This is a genomic window from Chryseobacterium sp. GQ58 (genome assembly GCF_059758895.1).
In genome coordinates this window covers 224,517-246,080 of the sequence record NZ_JCAXEH010000003.1, presented here as the reverse complement: position 1 = coordinate 246,080, position 21,564 = coordinate 224,517, and the positions used below count along the sequence as shown (strand labels likewise).

Here is a 21,564-nt window from a genome sequence, read left to right as displayed (position 1 = left end):
ATCTATGAAGTACTTTGGATTGTACATACACCTAATAATAAAATTCAGTCTATATTTTTATACATTTGTAACAGAACAACAATAAGCAAAATGGAAAACCAAAGCGGGATCGGGCAATTAACGACTAGTGAAGATGAGATAATTCAGCTAAAAAAACAAGTTGCAGCACTTGAGGATTTTATAGAGAAAGGTGCAGTGCCACTCCATAGGGTAGATGGTGATGGTATTATTCTCTGGGCTAACCAGGCTGAGCTTAATTTATTGGGCTATAGCAAAGAGGAATATATTGGTTCTCCCATCCAAAACTTTCACGCCGATGCAGATGCAATTCAACAGATCCTTCAACGTTTGGCCAATAATGAAATCGTGAGTGACTCACCCGCGAAACTCATTTGTAAAAATGGTACTATAAAACACGTCACCATCAGCTCTAGTGCCCTTATTGAAAATGGAAAATTTATCCATTCGCGTTGCTTCACCAAAGACATAACGCATATGGTCGACGAAGAAGAAAAGAAAAAGAAGTTGTTGTTTTTATTAGAAGAAAGTGAAGAAAGGTCAAGGTTGGCAATAAAAGCTACAGATTTAGGGACATGGGACTGGAGTTTCGAAACCAATACAATACATTTTTCCCCTAAAGCGCAGCAAGTCTTAGATATTCCCAGTGATGTACAGAGTTATCATTCAGTGTTGGATTCAATACACCCTGATGATCGGGAGCACATCGGTTCAACAATAAATGAATTAAAAGGTAGTAATTCTAATGGCCACTTTGCTTTTGTTTGCAGAATTTTCAAATCTGACAAGATCACCACCGCTTGGGTCAAAGTTCAGGGATCCGCTCATTTTAGCAATAGTAAAAAATCGCGGCGGATCATTGGCACTGTTAATGATATTACAGAGCTAAAAATATCTGAGAAGAAGAATGCTGAACTGGTTGCCATCGTCAATTCTTCATATGACGCAATTATTGGAAAAACCTTAGATGGGGTTGTTACCAGCTGGAATGATTCAGCTAAGCAAATATTTGGTTTTGCCTCTGATGAAATGATCGGGCAACCTATCCTAAAGCTGATACCGCATGATCGGCAACATGAAGAAGATTATATCTTAGAGCGATTACGGTCAGGTAAAACCATTGAACACTTTGAAACAAAACGACAAACTAAGAGCGGAAAACTTCTGGATGTGTCCCTGACAATTTCACCGATTAAGGACGATGAAGGTAAAATTATAGGTGTTTCCAAAATTGCGAGAGATATCACTGAAAGAAAACAAGAAGAACAGCGTAAAAATGATTTTGTTTCGATGGTAAGCCACGAATTGAAAACACCAGTGACTTCTATTTTGCTTTACGCGCAAGTGATCCAAAGAAAATATAGTGAAAAAAATGATGAACAGGCAGTCCAGTTCGGCTCAAGAATTGAAAATCAAGCAAAAAAAATGAATACAATGGTTGGCGATTTTCTAAGTTTAGCAAGGATTGAAGAGGGTAAATTGCAAATTCGTAAAGAGGTTTTTCGGCTTGATCAACTTCTGGAGGAATTGGCTGAGGAAACAAGTCTCATCAGTATAAAACATGAAATTGCGATTAAAAACCCCGGTATTATCAGTGTGTTCGCAGACAGAAATAAACTCGCTCAGGTTCTGACTAACCTTATAAGTAATGCTATAAAATATTCACCAGCGGGCGGAACCGTTACTATCGGATGCGAGAAAAGTGATGGAAAGATCAAAGTTTACGTCCAGGACCAGGGCGTAGGTATAAGTCCCAGTCATCAGAAAAAATTATTTGAACGCTTTTATCGGGTGGATAATGATGAAGTTGCAAATGTTTCCGGCTTTGGAATAGGCCTTTACATTGTTGCCGAAATTCTTCGATATCATGATTCCAACATCGAGGTTGAAAGTGAGCTCGGAGCCGGTTCAATATTTACATTTTTTCTAACGGAATCTACTTAATCAAGAGCAATATCAATAGATTGGAATGTTGTACCTTTTAGAGTGCACATATCATTGCCAAAAAACAATAATCCGATAGTTTAATGACAATCTAAAATCAATCATATAATCAGTTTATTGCTAATGCGGTCTAGAAGAAAATAAAAATATCCACTAAGAACCTAAGTTCTTAGTGGATCAATATATAACAAATATAATTCTAATTTGAAGTTTTGTATATGTAGAAACTACCCACACTGGAACCCAGTAATCCTACATTTAATGCAGACGAACCTGTGAGCCCAAAAGAGATCTTATCTCCTGCCTGTAAAGTATAAAGTGAATTTATACTGGTTTCTGAAATAGTCAAACTTAGCAGTATGAGGTTAGCACCGCTAAAAGAACGACTGTCTATTAATGTGGAAACACCTGCTCTTGTTCTGACAATTCCAGCTCCAGGAGCATTTGCAAGTATCGCTGCTTGCAAACCTGTACCATAACGGAAACTAAAACCAATCTGGTACACTCCATTGGAGGGTACTGTATAAGTATTATCCAAATCGGAAAAAAGTGCAGCGGCACCAACCGTTCTCTCAGAAGATAAAAAGTTAACGGCTCTAAAGCCTGCAGGAAATAACCCTAAGCTCAATAAACTGATCCCAGCTGTTTTTTTTGCGGCATATACACTCGGGTTAGAATTAAAAAGAGAAAGATCAATCGCACTGACTTCGTGGGTGGCAGTATTAATTCCTAATACATTGTATCCCGTAAGGGTACTTGTTGTAGGGACCTGTCTTATTTTTGTATTTCCATTAACATCCAGAACGGCTGTTGGTGTGTCTGTATTAATTCCTACATTACCGATCTGTGCTGACCCTAATGTGAAGAGACCCATTAGGGCTATTGAGTAGATTTTGTTTTTCATATTAAATATTTTTATAATTAACTATTTAAGATACTGTAAATATAAGTATAATAAATTGAGATTATGTAAAATTTAATAAATTATAATAAATAACAATATGACCATATTGGAATTATGCTAAATATTTTTTAATATCTATCTCCATATAGTTATCAAGCTCATCGGAATCTCGCAGAAATATGAAGAATAATAGTCTAATAGCAGATTGGTAAAGAAATTGTATAGGTTATATCAACAAGGTCACTTCTAAAATCAAAGACATGAATATTTCTTACTACGATTTCAAAAATTTATCAGATAAATGTCAGTCTGAAATTGTTATAAACCATGGCCTTATGATGAATGAGACCATAATCAATACTTTAAAGTATGTACTTTATGAGGTTTCCAGCTTTTCTGTTGAGATTATTTTTGACACAACTCGCGATAAAATGGTAGGCCTAAACATCTTTCAGAACAAAGCAGCTTATAGCAACTAATTTCCGACCAAATCAATTGAATTAAGTGACAGTAATATAAAAATCAATATTATCATGTAATCAACGGCTTATTGTTGACTCTGGACATCAGAAAAAAAATATCCGTTGATAAGATCGACAATCAGTAATCTGGAAAACAGTATTCTTAGATTGGATCATCATAAAAAAACTTCCCCGAAGGGAAGTTAAAAACACAAATGATGAAAAAAAAATAACCTCATAAATAAGGTTATTGTAAATATAAGAATTAAATTGAAAAAGTGAGCCAACTGAGTTTATTTGACGCAGAAGAATTTTATGAATTTCCAAAAGACCTTTTGGAATACAGGGAGCATTTTCTAAGCCTGGAAGAAGCTGACCTGCTGAAGGCTCAATTATTACATAGCGCTCCCTGGAAACAGCATACCCAAAAGATGTATGATAAGGTGGTGCTCACGCCACGCTTAACAGCATGGTATGGCGAGGTAAAATCTTATGAATCAGAGGATCATCAACCGGATATAAATCCATGGACTCCTGAGCTGTTATCTTTAAAAGAAAGAATAGAACAGCAATTTGGATATCAGTTTAACGGTGTGCTGTTAAACCTTTACCGTAATCAAAATGATTCAGTTACCTGGCACCGGGATAAAGAAAACCGGTACGGGAAACGCCCGGTTATTGCGTCCATCAGCCTTGGCCAAACCAGAAACTTTGATTTCAGAAACAGGGATCATCATCAAAGTAAATACAGCCTGCCGCTTCCTCATGGTTCACTCCTCATTATGAAAGGTGGCCTGCAGGAACACTGGGAGCATAGGATTGCTAAATCCACTATGCCAATGAAAGAGCGAATTAATCTCACCTTTCGATTGGTGAATGAAAGTCGGCTCTAATTGGTAATCTGTACATTATGATGATTTACCTTTAATGATAATGCATATTTAAGCATAATCATAAAAGTAATATAATTTTTATGAAATTCATCGCATAAAATCAATATGTTTAGTTATTTTTGAAACATAAAATAATATGTATTTGATAAACAACTATGAAATTTTCAAATTGTAAACGTATTCGTATCTACTCTTATATTTTATCAGCTATAATACTCGCAACCCTTTCTCTTATTTTTTTATCTCATAAGATGTTATTGGAAGGATTGAGCATTATCATCTGTATAACTTGTTTGATCATCATTGCAAAGATCAGGTGTATAAGTATTGAATTGGCAGGGGGATGTGTGACTATCAGAAAATTTCACCCGTGGAATATGAACAAATATGTTCATCCTTTTTTTGAGGTTCCGTTCGAAAAGCTTTTAAAGGTTCAGTCTAAAAGTTCAATAGGCTTAAATAAATTATCAATCAATATCAATACAAAGAATAGGAAAAGTTTTAAAATTGATATTTTTTTAATAGGTTTTAAACTTTCACAAAAGGATAAGATTATAAAAAGTTTGAAAAACGCAATCAAATAATATCATATATGAATATTAGCAAACCGACACTACAACGGCGAACTAATACCATTTGTTAAAACTCAAATAGAAAATCCTTTTCCAAGAATCGGACATCATCAGGGTGTGGATGATAATAAGTATCAGCGTTAACAATTAAGAGTGCGTCAAATTATATTGATCAATAAACACAGCCCATTGGTTAAAAAGTAGGCTGATTTCCGCTGTGTTTGTCGTTATATTAAGGTTAATAAAAAGCCAATTAATGAACCTCCTAAAACCACAAAAGCACTATTTAGCTTTTTATACCCCAATGCGATTACTATACTTAAAGCTGTAATCAAAATTGTCCGCCAATCTGTAATGGTGTCTCTGCCCATATCAATACAGACTGCTACAATTATTGCGATTGATGCTACATTTACAGCGTCCAAAAACGCAGAAAATAGTTTTGAGTTCCGCATTTTCTTCACGATCGGATTTAGCAATGCGACAAATACAAATGATGGTAAAAATATGGCGATTGTCGAAACGAATGCTCCTGTTAAACCGTTGATTTGATAGCCGATAAAGGTTACCGAAGAAAAAACGGGGCCAGGTGTGAATTGTCCCACAGCAATTGCATCAATTAATTGTTGTCTTGTTAAAAGTCCTGTTGAAACTAATTCTGTGTCGAGAAATGCAAACAAAACATAACCACTTCCGTAAAATATTGCACCTATTTTCAGGAAAATCCAAAACAGGTTTGCGTTAGTTGCAGAAAGTATTGTTGTATTCGTAGTTTGCAGTAAAGTTAATGGTATGAAACTGTTGAAGTTGTTTTGCTTATTATTTCGAACATATGCTAAATGCAAAGCAAAAAATCCTGCTCCAAACATCAAATAGATTTCGTTAAAGTTGAGCAACGAACCACCCAAGACAAGCAATCCAATAATTATTAGTTCCGTAGACTTTAAAGATTTTTTGCCAATTGAAAAATTGCACCAAGAATTATGGCGATAATGGCAGGTTTAATTCCATATACAAAGGGTTGTACTTCGGGAAGTTTTCCGTATTGTTTATAGAGATAAGCAAAAATTCCTGTAATAAAAACGGCAGGTAAAATGAAACAAAGACCTGCCACTATCAAGCCTTTCCAACCTCCTTTTTCATGTCCGATATGGATTGCCATTTCTGTGCTGTTAGGTCCAGGAATCAAATTTGTTGCACCAATTAAGTCAAGGAAATGTTGTTCAGTTAGCCATTTTTTTTTCGTAACAACTTCGTCCTGCATCATTGCAATATGTGCAGCAGGACCACCAAAACCAATAATGCCAAGTTTCAGAAAAAGTTTGGCAATATCTTTTATATCCGCTTTATGCTCCATTTTTCATCAAAGTTTTGTCCACCGACCAAAAGCCGCCACCCGTAATGAATAAAAAAATGCATCCCAAAAGCATTGCCCAGTCCGTTCTGCTTCCGTGCATCATTTCCCAAAAACTTTTTTCGGCTAAAACTTCCGATTTGGTTGTCGCAATGGCTACCAGCATAATAATGATTAGGGGAATACTTGCAAGTCTTGTAAAAAAGCCTAAAAGAATAAGTATTCCGCAAACTATTTCAAAACTGCCGACAAAACTGCCCAAAAACTCAGGCGAAGGCAAACCAATTTTCTCAAATCGTCCTGCTCCAACCTTGTCAGCAAATAAAAATTTCTGAATTCCTTCAGAAAGAAACACAACTCCAATCATTAGCCTGATTAAGATTGTCGTTCTTGAATCGTCTGTATTTAATATTCGGTTTTTCATTTTGGCTTTGGGATATTTTAAAATCTATTTTCCCACGGAATGTCTTCTAAGTCGCAGATCGGCGCAAATTGTTCGTTTTAATTTTTTGTAAATATTTTATATATCCAACAACAGCTAAATTACAAAAAAAGCCAATGCATTGACTTTTTGAATTGCTTTATCGGTTTCAGAGTTGGACAGTGAATGAACACTTCATGCTCTTAATTTTTCAAGACTTTCTGCATCTCCTTTCCGACTTTCTCATTGAATATTATGGAAATCTGTGTGGCAATATTAAGCCAACATTACTCAAACTTTCTAGCGGAACGTTCTTGCATAAAAAACAGGATGGCAGATGTATTGGGTGCCAAATGAAAGGTTATTTCTCTTCTTTAAGACATTCAATTCGTTAGAATATTCTTGTTACAAGCTGTCATTTACCATTTTGTGGTTACAGGAAATACCTTTCCGTTCTTTGCAAATCAGGGTATTTCTCAATAATCATTTTAGGAATATCCAAAAGATTACATTGGACGATGTAGCATAAAGACTGCTTCATAACAAGCAGTCTTTAATATGGATTATGTTTAAAATAATATTTAAAGTTACTTACAGTAATCTATGTTCTGTGCTGAAAAATATAAGTAACTGAACAATTATAATGTGACTTTATTATTCTGATAATGTGAAAATAAATTCGTTTCTCGAATCCTTTTTATAAGCGTATTTTTGGCTACTTGGCGAAATGCCAAATAGGGGAGAGTAAGTTTTTACTTTTACCGTTTTATTATCAGGATAGAACTCAATAATTCTCAGCCAGCCATCACCTCCATTGCCGTCACGGTGACCACCGCCTTCACTCTGCATATCAAAAAGCATCTGATTCACATTTTTACCGTAACTGTTAGTATCTACGCGGAAACCTTCTCCCGAGATATGACCGCTTAATACCAACTGAAGATTCTGAGACTGCTGTATGAGTTTTTGCCAGATTTGTTCTCCATTGTTGGATTCTGGAAGTACGATGGTTTTGGATTTTTGCGGAACATTATTAATTAAAAAAGGCTCGTACATGAACCATGAATTTTCTTTATTAGTTCTCTTGTCTTTATCATTCAAAAATGCATGAGTTATTAAAATCGATTTATGGTTTTTATATTGAGGCATATTCAACACATTTTTAGCCCATTCCAACGTTTTATTTCTTGGCGCAAATTCAAGGCTGAGAAATAAATAGTCAACACCATTTAATCCTTTCAATTCCAAGACAGAGTTTTCCATACTTGGAGCACCGGCATCATTAAAAAAATTCTGTGCTAAATATTGTTGATTTAAACGATTAAAATTGGACGGAAAAAACTCGTTATAACGCGAAAATCTTCTGCCTTCCTCATTGATGCTGAAGTCATGATTTCCTGTTGCAGCGACGTAAGGTACTTTGCCATTGAGCCTTCCCAGAATCGATTGTACAGATTTCCATTGGTCATCTGCACTTTGATCTCCATCATATCCTTGATTTAAAATATTATTATGTTCTACCAAGTCACCAACCTGACAAACCATTTTAATATTAAGCGGAGAAATATTATCCTCAATCCATCGTACCATCAAATCTAAAACAGGCTGATTTTTGTTCCATTTCACATAGTTTTGTGTATCCGGGATCAGAATGATGCTCCACGATTTTTCATTGTCCAATTTTGGAGTCTGAAATTTTTCCTGCGCAAAAAACACTACAGACAGCAGTAACAACAATAGTGATATATTCTTTTTCATATATTCTCTTTATAAATTAATATCCGGGGTTTTGTTTTAAATTAGGGTTTGCATCCATTTCCGATTGGGGTATCGGCCAGTATTCATCTTTATTAATTTTGTAAACCACTTGCTGTGTTGAGAAAGATGCTGAAGCCTGTGAATGATTATAGATAGGATTTGCGCTTTCATCAAAGCCTGTTACTACCGATTTTGTCCAGTTGTTTGCGTTACGGTTTAGATATAGATATCCATTCATCACATTGTTTGCAATTCCCCAACGTCTTATATCGTACCACCTTAATCCGTCATTGGCCAATTCTACTTTTCTTTCATATCGAAGTGCCTTTCTTAATTGAGCTTGTGACATTCCGTTATTTAAAGGAGGCATTTTGGCACGTGCTCTAATCTGGTTAATCATATCATAGACGGAATTGTCTAACTGATTCAACTCAATTTTTGCTTCCGCATGAATTAACATTAATTCTGGCAATCTAAAAATTCCAACATTTAAATCTGAATTTCCACTTACTGAAGTTGAATTAAAATCTGCAATATCAACGACTTTTCTCCATAAATAACCACTGAATGATCGGTAAGCATTGGTCGCATCGGCATTGGTTACTTGCGTTGGTGCTCCGGCTGACCAATAGTTATTTACTTTTGTGAAAGAAGTGTGCGGCTCAAATTGATATCCTAAATACCTTGAGTGCGGCCTCACGGCGTACATATCCAAACGAGGGTCTCTGTTTTTAAAAGGGTTTGCATTATCGTATAGTGGAGATTCTAGTATTGAAAGACCATCTGTCATTTCATAAGAATCGATAAGGTTTTGAGTAGGTCCCCAATAGCAAACTCCTTTTCCCAAACGAGATGCTGCATAATATTGCTGATTATGAAGATATCCCGGAACATTTATATTAAATTCTGCCACCCAGATCCATTCTTTACTGGTCGAAAAACCATTATGTCCAAAAATATTGCTCGGATCCGGCTCTCCAACGGTATGATCTTTACCAACGTAATTCACAGAAGCATTGAAAGGTGTCAAGCTATAAACACCTGCTGCTGCGTCTAAGGCCTGTTTTGAAGTAACGGCTGCTGCTGCGTATTGTTTAGAATAAAGTTCAACTCTGGCTTTTAGCATTAAAGCTGCGATACGGGATGCACGTACATTTCCAAACTGCGCTTGTGATATCGGAAGTTGAGGCGCGATAGCTCCCAGTTCTGTTATAATAAACTGCTGAATTTCTGTAACAGACGTTCTGGCTACATTAGCATTGTCAAGTGTCACAGCTGATTTTATCAATGGAATATCACCGTATAGTTCAATCAATTGAGAATAAGCGTAAGCACGGATAAATCTCAATTCTGAACCAAGCTCCGACTTTTGCGCATCGGTAAGTCCTGGAATTCCATCCATTTTATCGAGTACTGCGTGACATCTTGCAATTGTTTTATAATGAACCTCCCAAGGCTTTATGGCTAATGCATTGGTCGTAGTAATAGAACTTGTGATGGGTGACGTATAATTGGTTCCCGGCCTTGCATATCCAATATCCGTAATATTATCCATCACGTGCCAGATCGGGGTACTCGCAGCATCGATTGTACTTAAGTTTCTGTAAGCTGCAAAAAGACCCATCTTTCCTTCATCATAAGAAGCTGGGAAAGTTCCGGATGTTGGCCCGTTAAGAGGTTCTAAATCCATATCGCTTGAGCAAGAAGTGAATATGGCCAATAAAAATATTTTTAAAAAGTTTTTCATTTTTTTATCATTAAAATTTAACATCAATACCAAATGAGAATGTTTTTACCTGTGGATAATAATTTCCGCCACCCAAAGCAACACCGTCGGAACTCCCAAGATTGTAATTAATTTCCGGGTCATATCCTTCATAAAAATCTGTGAAAGTCAGGAGGTTTTGTCCGTTTAGGTAGAGGTAAATACTCTCCAAAAATGTATTATCTGTAAAAGATTTAGGTAATTCATATCCGATCTGTACATTTTTAAGACGCATGTAAGCTGCACTTTTCATCCACTTGGTCGAGTTTTGTGTATTGTTTGTAGATGTCAGAGAAACTCGGGGAAATTCAGCATCGGTATTCTCAGGAGTCCAGTAATCGAGTTGCCAAGGTTTCACGGCACTTGAATTGACTGCAGGAATGACATAATGTGAATCCAGATAACCGTCAACTTTCCCGACACCCTGTATCAATGCTGATAACTTGAAACCTTTATAAGAAAAGCCCATATTAAAACCGTAAGTGTATCTTGGAACTGTACTTCCGATAATAGTTCTGTCAGCATCTGTTATTTTTCCGTCTCCAATTGGATTTCCATTTACATCAAAAGCTCCGGCAATATCCTTATATCTGATATCTCCTGGTTTTAAAGTTCCGAATTGTGTAGGACCAGCATTAATTTCTTCCTGACTTTGATAGAGTCCGTCAGCGATAAATCCATAAATAGAGTTCACTGAAGAACCAACCTGCTGACGAAGAAGTGTTCCGGAAGACTGACCTTTCATGTCAACAATTTCGTTTTTGACGTCAGAAAGATTAAAGCCAATATTCATTTTAAAATCTCCCCATCTTTCATTATACTGTGCACCGATTTCCCAACCTTTATTGCTTACCGTTGCCGCGTTTTGAACAGGCGCTTCCAAACCTGTCAGCTGAGAGGTATTTAATCTTAAAAGGATTCCGTCGGTTTTTTTATTATATAGATCGAAAGTCAGGTCTAACTTTCTCCATAAAGACAAATCGACTCCTACGCCTGACATCGTTGTTTCTTCCCACTTCAAATCAGGGTTTGACATGATCAACTGCTGGATCGTTTGATAGACAACTCCGTTCATAGAAGTACTTCCCAATGATAAAGGTTCTGAAAAAGGGTAGTACGACGAACTGATATTTTGATTCCCTAATTTACCCCAAGAACCTCTAAACTTTAAAAAGCTGATTGTTTCTCTTAAATTTTCGAAAAGGTTTTCTTTTGAAACCACCCAACCCGCAGAAAATGATGGGAAAACTGCCCAACGGTTTTTACCGATAAACCTTGAAGTACCATCGTATCTTACATTGGCTTCAAACAAATATTTTTGATCGTAATTATAATTGAATCTTCCAAAAGCAGAAACCAGCAGCCACTCATATTCTGCACCTCCGTTATCTTTGGTTTCATTATCAGCTCCGGCATCGATCACTTCGTAATTGTCATAGAGGAAATCCCTTCGGTATCCGGATAATATTTTTTCGTTATACGTTTCTCTTGAAGCTCCGGCAAGAAGTTCAAAACTGTGCTTGCCAAATTCTTTTTTTGCATCTGCCTGAAACTGATAGGTTCCGTAAAACTGACGTCTTGCAGATTCTGTAAGTTCAGTGAAAGTATTCGCAGAACCTGCTTCAGTTCCATCTTCGTAGTAGGTAGGGACACTTTTTCTGAAAAGATGAATGTTGGTGGTAAGATAACGTGGAGCTACCATTCCTTTTAAGGTTAACCAATCGGTAGGCTTGTAAGAAATATTCATGTTTCCTATAAATTCCAAATTATTTTGCTTACGGTTTCCGCCATTTTCAATATAACCCACAGGATTAATTTTTACCCATCCGTCAGAATAGTTTTCACTATAATAAATGGGGATATTTGTAGGCATTCTGCCAAGGTAATTCCACACGGTACCTTCATCAGCAATCTGTGTTCTGTCTTTGTTTAAGAATGACATATCCAGTCTGATATTCCATTGATCATTTGGTGTAATATCCATATTATTACGGAAAACAAACCTCGTAAAGTCAGTATTTTTAATAATACCTTCCTGTTTTGAATATCCAAACGATGGCGACACACTTATAATTCCGGATTTTGCTGATAATGAAAAATAATGATCCTGCAAAAATCCGCTTCCCTGAAGAATCGCTTTTTGCCAGTCGTAATTGCTTGGATTTTTGTTGTATTCGTTTCTGAAATCATTAATGGCTTCGTCACTGTAGATCTTTGTACCATTGTCATTCATACTGGCATCATTGAATACCTTCATGTAGGTAAGACCATCGGTAACTTTGGGTATTGCTGTAGCTCTCTGCCAACCTGTATACATTCGATATTGAGCGGTCAGTTTATTACCTTTCGCACGTTTTGTGGTAACAAGAATAACTCCGCCTGCTGCTCTGGAACCATATATTGCAGCAGAAGCAGCATCTTTCAGAACAGAAATAGACTCGATCATATTTACATAAACATCATTGATATTCCCTGCAACACCGTCAATAATCACCAAAGGATTACTGTCTGAACCTCCAAAGCTGTTGATGCCCCTGATTCTGATATTCCCGGCATCCCCTCCCGGTGCACCAGTTTGTGTAGTCACTGTAACACCCGGTGCAAGACCCTGTAAAGCATTTCCGGCTGAAAGCACCGGTTGTCCTTCTGCTGTTGAGCCTTTCACTACAGATACTGAACCTGTAATAATGGATTTCTTTTGTGTACCGTAACCGACAACTACAACTTCTTCTATTTGTTTTTCCTGTTGGTTTAAAGTGTCTTTTTTCGGTTCTATCACATTTTCAGCAAAAGAATCAGTAGAAGATAGCTTTCTAAGACTCACTGTGTTGTTCTGGATCTGATAATCTAAAGGAACACTTTTTTTCAAATAATGTAAACTTTGCTGTAATGATGAATAGTTGATTTTGCTTTCATCCACCCAAATGTTTTTAAAATCTGAGGCAGAATAAAAAAATTTTGTTTTGGTAGATTTTTCTAATTTTTTAAGTATTTTAACTAATGATACCTGACCTTGACTGTTTGTGACAGGCATATTGGTCTGGGTTTGCGCATAATTATGCACAGGTAGTCCCATAGCGACGAGTAAAGCAATAGAAATTGCAGTTTTTTTCATAAATTTGAAGAGTTAATTTATTATTCTTAAGCGAGTTTTGAATTAAATACAAGCACTGATAACGCCACATTATTGGTGCTGTTTTTTTTAATAGAGAATTATTTCATTTTCATTTTTGAAACTAGTTTTTAGATTAAATGGATAATTTATAATAGATAGAACTTCTTTCAAATTTCCTGAGAATGAGCCTGATACCTGGTTTTTAGCAATATGTTTGGGATAAGTGATTTTAGTTCCGTACGTATTTTCTATCTCAGATATAGCATCCCCGAACGTTGTATTTTCAAAAGTGAAAGTTTTTACGGCAGTTACTGCATAATAATGATAATCATTATTTGTAGGAGAGGTGCTCCAGTTTTCATTGGGTAGGAGATAGGTCAGTTTGCCATTGTGATCTATTCTTACTTTTCCTTCAAACAGTTTTACCTTTTTTTCTTCTGATTTCTGATCAACCGAAAATTTTGTTCCCAAAACTTCAACACTGAAACCGCCTGCGTCTACGATAAAAGGTTTAGATCGATCTTTTGCAATCGAGAAAAAACCTTTCCCCTGAAATTTCACATTTCTGTATTTCTTTCCAAAATCTTTATTGATGGATAATTTACTGTAAGGTTCTAAGGTGATAACACTATTATCGGATAATCTGAATGTTTTAGAAACTTTAGTGGTTTGCAATACAATTGCTGATAAACTGTTTTTCGTTTCTTTTGGCTCAAAATCTTTATAAAAAAATAAAATTCCGAATAAAGGAATCAAAATAGCCGCAGCCATCCAATAATATTTTCGCTTATTATTTTGCTTAATTCTCCCATTTATTCCTTTCCAGATTCTGGAATCGGTTGCAGAATCCATTTCCTGTTTTTCTTCGGAAACCTTTGTCCAAATTTTTTCAAAATGTTTTTGAGAATCTTTCATACAAATACAATTACGCAGCAAAATAAAAATATCCACCTCGAAGAGATGGATTTAATAATTTGTTTAAACTGGTTAATATTTCGTTAAAACAGATTTAGATTTGCCTTTATGTGTCGGATGACTTTATTGACTTGCTTTTCTACGGCTGTTTTTGAGATATTATTTTCTTTGGCGATTTGAGAATAGCTTATTTTCTCTAATTTGTTTTTATAGAAAAAAGCTTTGCTCCTTTCAGGAACTTCTTCAAGAAGGTTTTGTATTTTTTGTAATTGTTCTTCTTTAAATTCAACATCATCTTTTTCTGAATCGGCTTCATCTTTTATCAAACTTTCATCCGAAAAAGTGAAAAGCATTTTGTTTTTTCTGTAAAAATTAGAAACTTCCTGTTGAGATGTTTTGAAAATTACAGATTCTAAAGTTTGGGGATTTTTGAGAGCCACAGAATGTTTCAAAAGATGTACAAAGATCTCCTGCACAACGTCTTCCACATCTTCTTTATTTGAAATAAACTTTTTGACAAAAAAGTATACTTGATGTTTGTAATCTAAATATATTTTTTTTAAATCCTGCATTATAAGAACCACATTGTTTCAATGCACGGCAAAAATAATCAATTCGTGTCAAGCTAATATCAAGCATATATTAAATAATAAAGTTGTTGTTGTTAATTAAGGCCATTGACTTATTGCTGCTCAAATATCATTACCGTTTTTTAAGATAACTATTTCGGATCTATGAACGACAAGCAATAATTTTTTACATTTGTATCAGACCCGTAATATTAAGTGTATTTTTTGTAGGGCAAAGAATATAACTGCTTGAAAGCAAAATTTATAATAAAATATTTCTTTTCGTGAACAATAGTGATATGGTCTGATGACAATTGAGAGATGAAGATGAAGGCTGAAAGGAGTTTTAATATTCTTGAAAGATTGCGTTTTTGTTCTTAAACTGGTTTAAGTTTTTTTTAGACAAATACCACTAACTTTGCTATTATAAAAAATTACACTCATGGCCACAAAATTTATTCAATTATTTGCTCGCATTTCAGTTGCAACAGCATTTTTGTCGGCAGTTGCTGATCGTCTAGGTTATTGGGGCGAACCAGGACAAGTAAACGTCACATGGGGGAATTGGGAAAATTTTTTATTATATTCCAATGAGCTTAATTTTTTTGTTCCAGGGTATGTGGGTTCGTTTTTGGCTTTATCTGCTACTTTTTTAGAGGTTCTCTTAGGAATATTGCTGCTAATTGGGTATAAAACACGCATCAGTGCTGTAATTTCAGGTATACTTTTAATTCTTTTCGCTGTTTCAATGACTCTGTCATTAGGAATAAAATCTACTTTTACCTATTCGGTATGGATAGGTGCAAGTTCCTGCTTTCTTTTAGCAACTATGACAGTCTATCAGTATAGTCTAGACAATTATATTCTAAAGAAGCAGAAATAATTGAAAATTTGCCCAACCTATAATTGTTATTATTTTTTAGAGAAGAAGTTTAGTTTTTAAAAGATAAGACATGGGAAAATCTAGTATATTTAGAACATTTCAGAAAGTTATTGAAATTGATTGCGTAGAAGAAGATATATTATTTCTTTACCTCGAAGTCATTTACTACAAACGATGCTGCTTTTAAAGAATTAATTAAAAAAGTCTGGACGCAATTTAATAAGTAGGCAATTAAATGCTGCTGGAAGGAAAGGGATCTCAGCAGGACTAAAGACGGCATGCGTCAAATTTATTGAAAGCAGCTTATTTATCTATTCTTTGGCAAATTTTTGAAGATCTTCATTAGCCCTGTAAATAACAATAATATCATCTTTTGAGAGGATTGTCTGAGGGTCAGGTATTCCCTGAACTGTTGTCACCATCTTATTTTTTCCAAAAAAGCTGATTCGGGTGTGTTTTTTATTGTGGTCAATACTAAAACATTGTAGTTTTCCCTGAATTTCACTTCTTCAATTGATTTCCCAACATATTTTTCAGGAAGTAATATTTCTACAATACTATAATTTTTATTAAGTTCAAATGAATCAATAACTCCTTTTAAACATAGCTTTTTAGCCCATCTTTCGGAAGATTCTTCTTCTGGTCTTACAATCTCGCTAACTCCAATAGCCTGTAGTACATTTTCGTGTAGTGGATTGATAGAGCGGCTTATTAATCGCTTGACACCGAGATTTTTAAAGTTTGAAGTTACCATGATATTGGCCCCCTCATCTTCTCCAATACAAACCATCACCACATCAGTATTTTTCAATGGCAAATGGGCAATGGCTGTCTGATCCGTTGCATTCATACAAACTGTATGGGAAAGCTTATTCTTCACTATGTTCACTTTCTCTACTCTTGAATCAACACCAATTACTTCATTTCCTTGTTGAGTTAGCTTTTCGACTAATGAACCTCCAAAGTTGCCCAGCCCTATTATTAAATTTCATGATTTCTATTATTTTATCTCCAATGCAGTATTTGTTGAAAGAGTAAACTCGCTAAATCCTGGTCCAACACCAAGTTTTCTCCTTTCCAACAAATTTTTCCAACACCAACAAGAGAATGAAATATTTTATAATTTTACAAAACAAAATGAGGGTATAAGTCTGTCCAAAGAATAGGGAGACTTACAGTTTAAAACAAGGAGGACGAATCTCCCAAAGCTTCAAGAGCCTCGAAAGATCGTTTTTGGTTAAAGAAAATAAACACGGAAATTGCGAGATCTCCTTCAAATAGCAGTCATGATGTCGTATCTCTGCCTAAGTTGTTAACGTAATATGATCTTACTACACCTTTTATTATAAAATAAATAGATTTTTGGACCTCGTCAATATCCAGAAGAACATCTTTCTTTTTTACTTTCATCAAATAATCGGATACCTGTTTGCGTTGCAGACTTAAACCACGTTGACCAATTATAAATAAGTCCGAATGAAACAGCAACTCCGTTATCATTTACATCCTGAAAAGCTGAATTATTAACGGCAAGTTTACGGTATTCCTGTGCTGTTAAAAAATTAGTCATAATGGCCGAATAAGACAAGTGCAAAAACGTTGTTTTTTTAAGATTAATATTTAGTTTTTTGCTTATTAATTGATGTATGGGGAAATTCCGAAATACCCGCTAAAATGGATAAATTTCACAATTCTTGCTTAACTTTAGCAGCTCTGAGCTGGGATATAAAATATGATGGAGTAACTCCTATTTCTTTTTTGAAAACCGTTGCGAAAACTTCTCTGGAGGCAAAACCGCAAACTTCTGCTAAATAGCTGATTTTGTATTCTCTGTATTTAGGTTCTTTATAGAGTAACTCTGTTATATAATTAATTCTAAGTCCATTAATGTAATTGTTAAAACTCTTGCCGGTACGCTGTTTGATGATTTCTGAAAGATACTTTGTATTGGTATTAAGAGAATTTGCCAAGTAAACATGACTTATATCTTCTCTAATAAATTCTTGTTCTTTTTCAAATTTGGATAATTTTTCAAATAAAATAGCGCTTGTCTTAGAAGTAATATGAACGCTGTTGTCGTGAATAATTTTATTATTATCACTATCATTGATGGTTTTTAGCTTTTCTTCCTCTTTATTCTTAAGAGATTCTATAATTATTTCATATTTTCTGTGGAGTAAAATTTTATTTCGTCGCCAAAAAAAACAACCTATTATAATAATAAGGATAAAAAGTACTGAAGATATTATAATGATTTTTTGAATAGTACTTTTATTGATTTTCCCCTGTTCATCTCTCATATGCTTGGCAGGAGTATTTATTGTCTTTTTTTCTGCATTTACCAGGCTGTCGTTCAAACTTGTATAAAGATTCATGTATTTTGAGGACTCCTCTTTTTTCCCCATTTCCACTTGTGCTCTGAACAAAACTTCGTAAATATCCCTTCTGGTATAAGGTTTGCTGATTTGCCTTTCAAGTTTTTCTGCTTCTACTGCATTGCTTATCGCCTTATCATATTTCTTTTGATCATAAAACAACCAGGCAAACTCACTCAGAGTAATTACTTCTAGATCCTTACCTAAATTATATTTCGGGCTTTTGCATATTTGCAAAGCTTTGAGAAAATACATTTCTGCATCTTTTACATTTTTCGAAGCATTACTTGTCATTCCCAAATTAATATATGCCAACGTCAAATTATGATATTTCTTATTCAAAAAATCTCCACTATCATCCATTTTATTTGCTATTTCCAAACTTTTTTTCTGATAATAAATTACCGAGTCTAGTGGTGCATTGATATGAGCATTATAAGAAGCCAGGCCTACATAAATGAGTGATTTTTGGTAAAATTTATAATTTTTACTTTCTATTTTATCTACAACAGCAAGAGCTTTTAAAAATTCTTTATGACTATCATCATTAAAACCCAATTCCGTAAAAGAAGATGCTCTTAGTCTGTAAGTATTAGAGAGCATTTTATGATCATCTGTTTCTAAGGATAATTTTTCGGCATCTTTACTAATTTCAATAACTTTCTTAAAATTTCCAGCATCGAAATATTTTGTCATCAGAATATTGTAGCTTTTCTTCATCCCGTTTTTATAATCTATAATTTTAGAAAGGCGGTATGTATTGTTAGAAATTTCTATTGCTTTTTTAGAATCTCTTGCTTTTTCTGCTTCTTCTATATCACTATCAATTTTTGATCTTATATTAAGTTGTTCAGAGTTTTGGGAATAAGTTATTCCGAAAATCATACAGAATAATAAATAGAGTTTTTTCATAAGATGCGTTTTATGTGTTTAAATTAATAGCATACAGAAATGCGAAGAAATTACTGATATTAGCCTGCAATTTATCACAAATAAAATTACAACTTAAATATATCATAATAAACCTTGTTATAAGAGTAGCTGTTTTAAGCAAAGTAAATTTGTATATCCCAGCATTTTTTGTAAAATAATCTTTAAGCTATTTTTTTTATTATCAGTTGATAATCAGTATTGTTTTTTGTAAAACAATACATTTATGTGCTTCTGGTGGTTTTATTGTTAGTTTTTCCGAAAACCTCACTTACTATCGTTTTCTCTGCGAAATTTAAGCTATAATATTGTCAAGTATTTGATCATATACAAGAGTTGTATTCTCCTTTTTTATAAATCCAAATGAGGAAAATTTATTTATTTAACAGCAGAGCTTATATTGCATTTTGTGCAAAAGCTCTGCTGTTTCCCATTTTCTTCACTTCTGCAATTTTAATATCTGCACTCCCAATTGCAAATGTTGAGGTGAAAAATACAGAAGAAAAAATTTCAGGAGATACTTCTGATTCTCTTTCTCAAAACACGGATAATTCTCAAATTGTAAAAGTTTTTGTATCAGATGGTACTACGATCTATAATACCGAACAATTGAAAGGTAATGTAGAATTTGTACAAACCAAACCAAGAGTAAGTATAAAGAAGAAATCACCAGTCTTACAAGTTTCAAAAAATATTCCGAAGTCTTATCTAAATAAGTATCAGAAAGTAGAAAAAACACGTGTAGCTAATGTACAGGTCAAAGAGATTCCTGTGTCTGATCATTTTATCTTCTCTAAAAGTAAGAGAGATATCATAATAGTACCCTCTACAACTACACATTTAACAATATTGGCACTACCAATATTGTTTAAGAATTACATCTCCATTCCTTTCCAGAAAAAACACAATTCTAAATATATAATGTCTTTTGCCAATGAAATAAGTCATTGCCAAATGCACATCCGTCCGCCACCTAGAGTTTAGAAGTAAATAGCAAACGTGAATTCTCACAAAACACCACTCTGTCATTCGTGTGGTCTGGCGTAGCCAATCTTAATAACAATCATATAAACCATTTGTGTGTTCGTGTGCAAAACAAAAAGTAGATGCCGTGAATACACTAATTAACAATTTTTTCAAAAAAACATTTTAAAATGAAAAAAAATATTATTCTTTTAGGCGCTTTAGCAATTTCTTCAGTAGCCTATTCTCAGGTAGGTATCAACAATGAAGCTCCCAAAGCGACTTTGGATGTTACCGCAAAAACAACGGATGCTACTACAGCAGAGGGTATCATTGCCCCACGTCTTACGGGCAACGAGCTTGCTGGTAAAGATGCCCAATATGACACAGCGCAAAAAGGAGCTATTATCTATGCTACATCTGCTGTATCTCCAGCTACCACAAAAACAGCAAATGTAACAACAGAAGGTTATTACTATTTTGATGGTTCTCTTTGGACCAAGTTTGGAAGTGGCAGCAGCGCATCTGGTGCGGAGCCGTGGTACAATCAAGCAGATGGCACTCCGGCAACCGCAAATACCCAAAACATTTACCAGACTGGTAAGGTTGCCATTAATAAGACTACAACCAACAAGCAGCTAGAAGTAGCCGGAGATATAAAATCCATGTATAGTGGTTCCGGTGTTTTCAGTACTATTGACAATAATTTCTCCGGTATTGGAGAAGGGTCCAACATAATGTCAAGTGCTGACAATGCAGATATTAACAGTGCATCAAAAGTAAATATGTTGTATACAAATAATGCTGCTGGTATGACAGGTCTTTCAAGTAAATACGGAACTTATAGAGCAGAAATAACAGGACTTTCTCTTGCTAGTGTAAGCTCGGCTCAGCTACGGGCTGCTAATGATTCGAACCAATATCAGTCTGCCGTAGGTGTAAATACAAGCGTAGGTGTTGAACTATATGATAACTTAGCTTCAGGATCAGGAGTAGGATCCAGAGTAACCATCAATAGAGCGGAAGGTGTCAGATTTAGGTTCTTTAATTCCAGCGGTACAAATGAAGGACAGTATATTTTTCCTCGAAATAATGGTGCTGCTAATCAAGTATTAACTACTGCTGGAGCATCTAGCGTCCAGTTATCTTGGCAAGACGTTTCTTCACTAGTAACTGTTCCGACAGAACCTTGGAACGTACAAGGTAGTACTACAGCAGCAACTACCAATACCCAGAATATCTACCAGGCTGGTAATGTTTCCATAGGTTCACAAACACCTATTGCACCTTTTACGTCCAACTCAGTTACCATTACACCAAAGCTGTCTGTAACAGGTAATGTGGCCACAACAGGATCTTACTACACAACCACAGGTAAATATGCTGATTATGTTTTTGAAGACTATTTTGATGGAACATCTAAAATAGATGAAACATACAAATTCAAAACATTGGAAGAAACAGCTGCTTACATCAAAGCAAATAAGCATCTGCCGGGAGTAACTTCTATCAAGGATATCCCGAAAACAGACAATGGCTACACAGTTAACTTGTCTGAGCTGTCCATCCAGCAATTGGAAAAGATAGAAGAATTGTATCTGCATACCATAGAGCAGCAGCAGGAGATCGCTAAGCAAAAAATGGAGATCAATGATCTGAAATACCGTATGGAAAAGCTGGAGAAGCTTCTTGTGAAAGAAAACAATAACAAGTAATCCAAATTC

Annotated in this window: 14 protein-coding genes and 2 pseudogenes; 5 read left to right on the top strand and 11 right to left on the bottom strand. The window is 35.0% G+C overall.

All coding sequences use genetic code 11. The annotated features are described in order from the left end of the window. Window positions 1-90: 90 nt before the first annotated feature. Entirely contained in the window at window positions 91-1,962 is a 1,872-nt protein-coding gene (locus AC6CHK_RS09080) for a PAS domain-containing sensor histidine kinase (protein ID WP_498095332.1), read from the top strand. Window positions 1,963-2,161: 199 nt separating this feature from the next. Here the strand turns inward: AC6CHK_RS09080 and AC6CHK_RS09075 are convergent, their stop codons facing one another. Next, window positions 2,162-2,866 carry a hypothetical protein gene (locus AC6CHK_RS09075; RefSeq protein WP_498095331.1) on the bottom strand — a complete coding sequence of 235 codons (705 nt, stop codon included), beginning with the start codon at window positions 2,864-2,866 and terminating at the stop codon, window positions 2,162-2,164. Window positions 2,867-3,605: 739 nt separating this feature from the next. Here AC6CHK_RS09075 and AC6CHK_RS09070 point away from each other — a divergent pair. Further along, complete coding sequence (locus AC6CHK_RS09070) at window positions 3,606-4,220, top strand: alpha-ketoglutarate-dependent dioxygenase AlkB family protein (protein ID WP_498095330.1); 615 nt, start codon at window positions 3,606-3,608, stop codon at window positions 4,218-4,220. Window positions 4,221-5,019: 799 nt separating this feature from the next. Here the strand turns inward: AC6CHK_RS09070 and chrA are convergent. From chrA to AC6CHK_RS09035, 7 genes and pseudogenes are all read right to left on the bottom strand, one after another. Then, window positions 5,020-6,149 (bottom strand): annotated as a pseudogene (gene chrA, locus AC6CHK_RS09065) (chromate efflux transporter). Then, complete coding sequence (locus AC6CHK_RS09060; RefSeq protein WP_498095329.1) at window positions 6,139-6,570, bottom strand: DoxX family protein; 432 nt, start codon at window positions 6,568-6,570, stop codon at window positions 6,139-6,141. The pseudogene chrA and the gene AC6CHK_RS09060 overlap by 11 nt, the downstream one beginning before the upstream one ends. A gap of 651 nt (window positions 6,571-7,221) precedes the next feature. Then, complete coding sequence (locus AC6CHK_RS09055; RefSeq protein WP_498095328.1) at window positions 7,222-8,325, bottom strand: metallophosphoesterase; 1,104 nt, start codon at window positions 8,323-8,325, stop codon at window positions 7,222-7,224. Between the two features lie 16 nt (window positions 8,326-8,341). Beyond that, window positions 8,342-10,072: a RagB/SusD family nutrient uptake outer membrane protein gene (locus AC6CHK_RS09050; protein ID WP_498095327.1), complete on the bottom strand. Its 1,731-nt coding sequence runs from the start codon at window positions 10,070-10,072 to the stop codon at window positions 8,342-8,344. A 10-nt stretch (window positions 10,073-10,082) separates the two neighbouring features. After that, window positions 10,083-13,205 (bottom strand): SusC/RagA family TonB-linked outer membrane protein, encoded by a 3,123-nt coding sequence (locus tag AC6CHK_RS09045; protein WP_498095326.1) that lies wholly within the window; start codon window positions 13,203-13,205, stop codon window positions 10,083-10,085. Between the two features lie 87 nt (window positions 13,206-13,292). Then, entirely contained in the window at window positions 13,293-14,120 is an 828-nt protein-coding gene (locus AC6CHK_RS09040) for a FecR family protein (RefSeq protein ID WP_498095325.1), read from the bottom strand. A gap of 83 nt (window positions 14,121-14,203) precedes the next feature. Further along, entirely contained in the window at window positions 14,204-14,692 is a 489-nt protein-coding gene (locus tag AC6CHK_RS09035) for an RNA polymerase sigma factor (protein ID WP_498095324.1), read from the bottom strand. A 439-nt stretch (window positions 14,693-15,131) separates the two neighbouring features. Between AC6CHK_RS09035 and AC6CHK_RS09030 the strand changes: the two genes are divergently transcribed. Beyond that, window positions 15,132-15,572 carry a DoxX family membrane protein gene (locus AC6CHK_RS09030; RefSeq protein WP_498095323.1) on the top strand — a complete coding sequence of 147 codons (441 nt, stop codon included), beginning with the start codon at window positions 15,132-15,134 and terminating at the stop codon, window positions 15,570-15,572. A gap of 311 nt (window positions 15,573-15,883) precedes the next feature. On the opposite strand, the pseudogene AC6CHK_RS09025 reads toward AC6CHK_RS09030, so the two are convergent. The 3 genes and pseudogenes from AC6CHK_RS09025 to AC6CHK_RS09015 form a co-directional block, all read right to left on the bottom strand. Beyond that, window positions 15,884-16,554: pseudogene (locus tag AC6CHK_RS09025) on the bottom strand (potassium channel family protein). 390 nt (window positions 16,555-16,944) lie between these two features. Beyond that, window positions 16,945-17,142, bottom strand: coding sequence for a hypothetical protein (locus AC6CHK_RS09020; protein WP_498095322.1), 198 nt, complete (start codon window positions 17,140-17,142; stop codon window positions 16,945-16,947). Between the two features lie 115 nt (window positions 17,143-17,257). Continuing rightward, on the bottom strand, window positions 17,258-18,859 hold the full coding sequence (locus AC6CHK_RS09015; protein WP_498095321.1) for a helix-turn-helix domain-containing protein: 1,602 nt from the start codon (window positions 18,857-18,859) through the stop codon (window positions 17,258-17,260). A 381-nt stretch (window positions 18,860-19,240) separates the two neighbouring features. Between AC6CHK_RS09015 and AC6CHK_RS09010 the strand changes: the two genes are divergently transcribed. Both AC6CHK_RS09010 and AC6CHK_RS09005 read left to right on the top strand, forming a co-directional pair. Continuing rightward, window positions 19,241-19,861, top strand: coding sequence for a hypothetical protein (locus AC6CHK_RS09010; protein ID WP_498095320.1), 621 nt, complete (start codon window positions 19,241-19,243; stop codon window positions 19,859-19,861). Between the two features lie 170 nt (window positions 19,862-20,031). Then, entirely contained in the window at window positions 20,032-21,555 is a 1,524-nt protein-coding gene (locus AC6CHK_RS09005; RefSeq protein WP_498095319.1) for a phage tail-like protein, read from the top strand. The last annotated feature ends 9 nt before the right edge of the window (window positions 21,556-21,564 follow it).

What these genes read in the sequence shown, in the direction of transcription:
- AC6CHK_RS09080 (WP_498095332.1), top strand. Translation starts at nt 91, where the DNA reads ATGGAAAACCAAAGCGGGATCGGGCAATTAACGACTAGTGAAGATGAG.
- AC6CHK_RS09075 (WP_498095331.1), bottom strand. Translation starts at nt 2,866, where the DNA reads ATGAAAAACAAAATCTACTCAATAGCCCTAATGGGTCTCTTCACATTA.
- AC6CHK_RS09060 (WP_498095329.1), bottom strand. Translation starts at nt 6,570, where the DNA reads ATGAAAAACCGAATATTAAATACAGACGATTCAAGAACGACAATCTTA.
- AC6CHK_RS09055 (WP_498095328.1), bottom strand. Translation starts at nt 8,325, where the DNA reads ATGAAAAAGAATATATCACTATTGTTGTTACTGCTGTCTGTAGTGTTT.
- AC6CHK_RS09050 (WP_498095327.1), bottom strand. Translation starts at nt 10,072, where the DNA reads ATGAAAAACTTTTTAAAAATATTTTTATTGGCCATATTCACTTCTTGC.
- AC6CHK_RS09045 (WP_498095326.1), bottom strand. Translation starts at nt 13,205, where the DNA reads ATGAAAAAAACTGCAATTTCTATTGCTTTACTCGTCGCTATGGGACTA.
- AC6CHK_RS09040 (WP_498095325.1), bottom strand. Translation starts at nt 14,120, where the DNA reads ATGAAAGATTCTCAAAAACATTTTGAAAAAATTTGGACAAAGGTTTCC.
- AC6CHK_RS09035 (WP_498095324.1), bottom strand. Translation starts at nt 14,692, where the DNA reads ATGCAGGATTTAAAAAAAATATATTTAGATTACAAACATCAAGTATAC.
- AC6CHK_RS09030 (WP_498095323.1), top strand. Translation starts at nt 15,132, where the DNA reads ATGGCCACAAAATTTATTCAATTATTTGCTCGCATTTCAGTTGCAACA.
- AC6CHK_RS09020 (WP_498095322.1), bottom strand. Translation starts at nt 17,142, where the DNA reads ATGACTAATTTTTTAACAGCACAGGAATACCGTAAACTTGCCGTTAAT.
- AC6CHK_RS09015 (WP_498095321.1), bottom strand. Translation starts at nt 18,859, where the DNA reads ATGAAAAAACTCTATTTATTATTCTGTATGATTTTCGGAATAACTTAT.
- AC6CHK_RS09010 (WP_498095320.1), top strand. Translation starts at nt 19,241, where the DNA reads ATGAGGAAAATTTATTTATTTAACAGCAGAGCTTATATTGCATTTTGT.
- AC6CHK_RS09005 (WP_498095319.1), top strand. Translation starts at nt 20,032, where the DNA reads ATGAAAAAAAATATTATTCTTTTAGGCGCTTTAGCAATTTCTTCAGTA.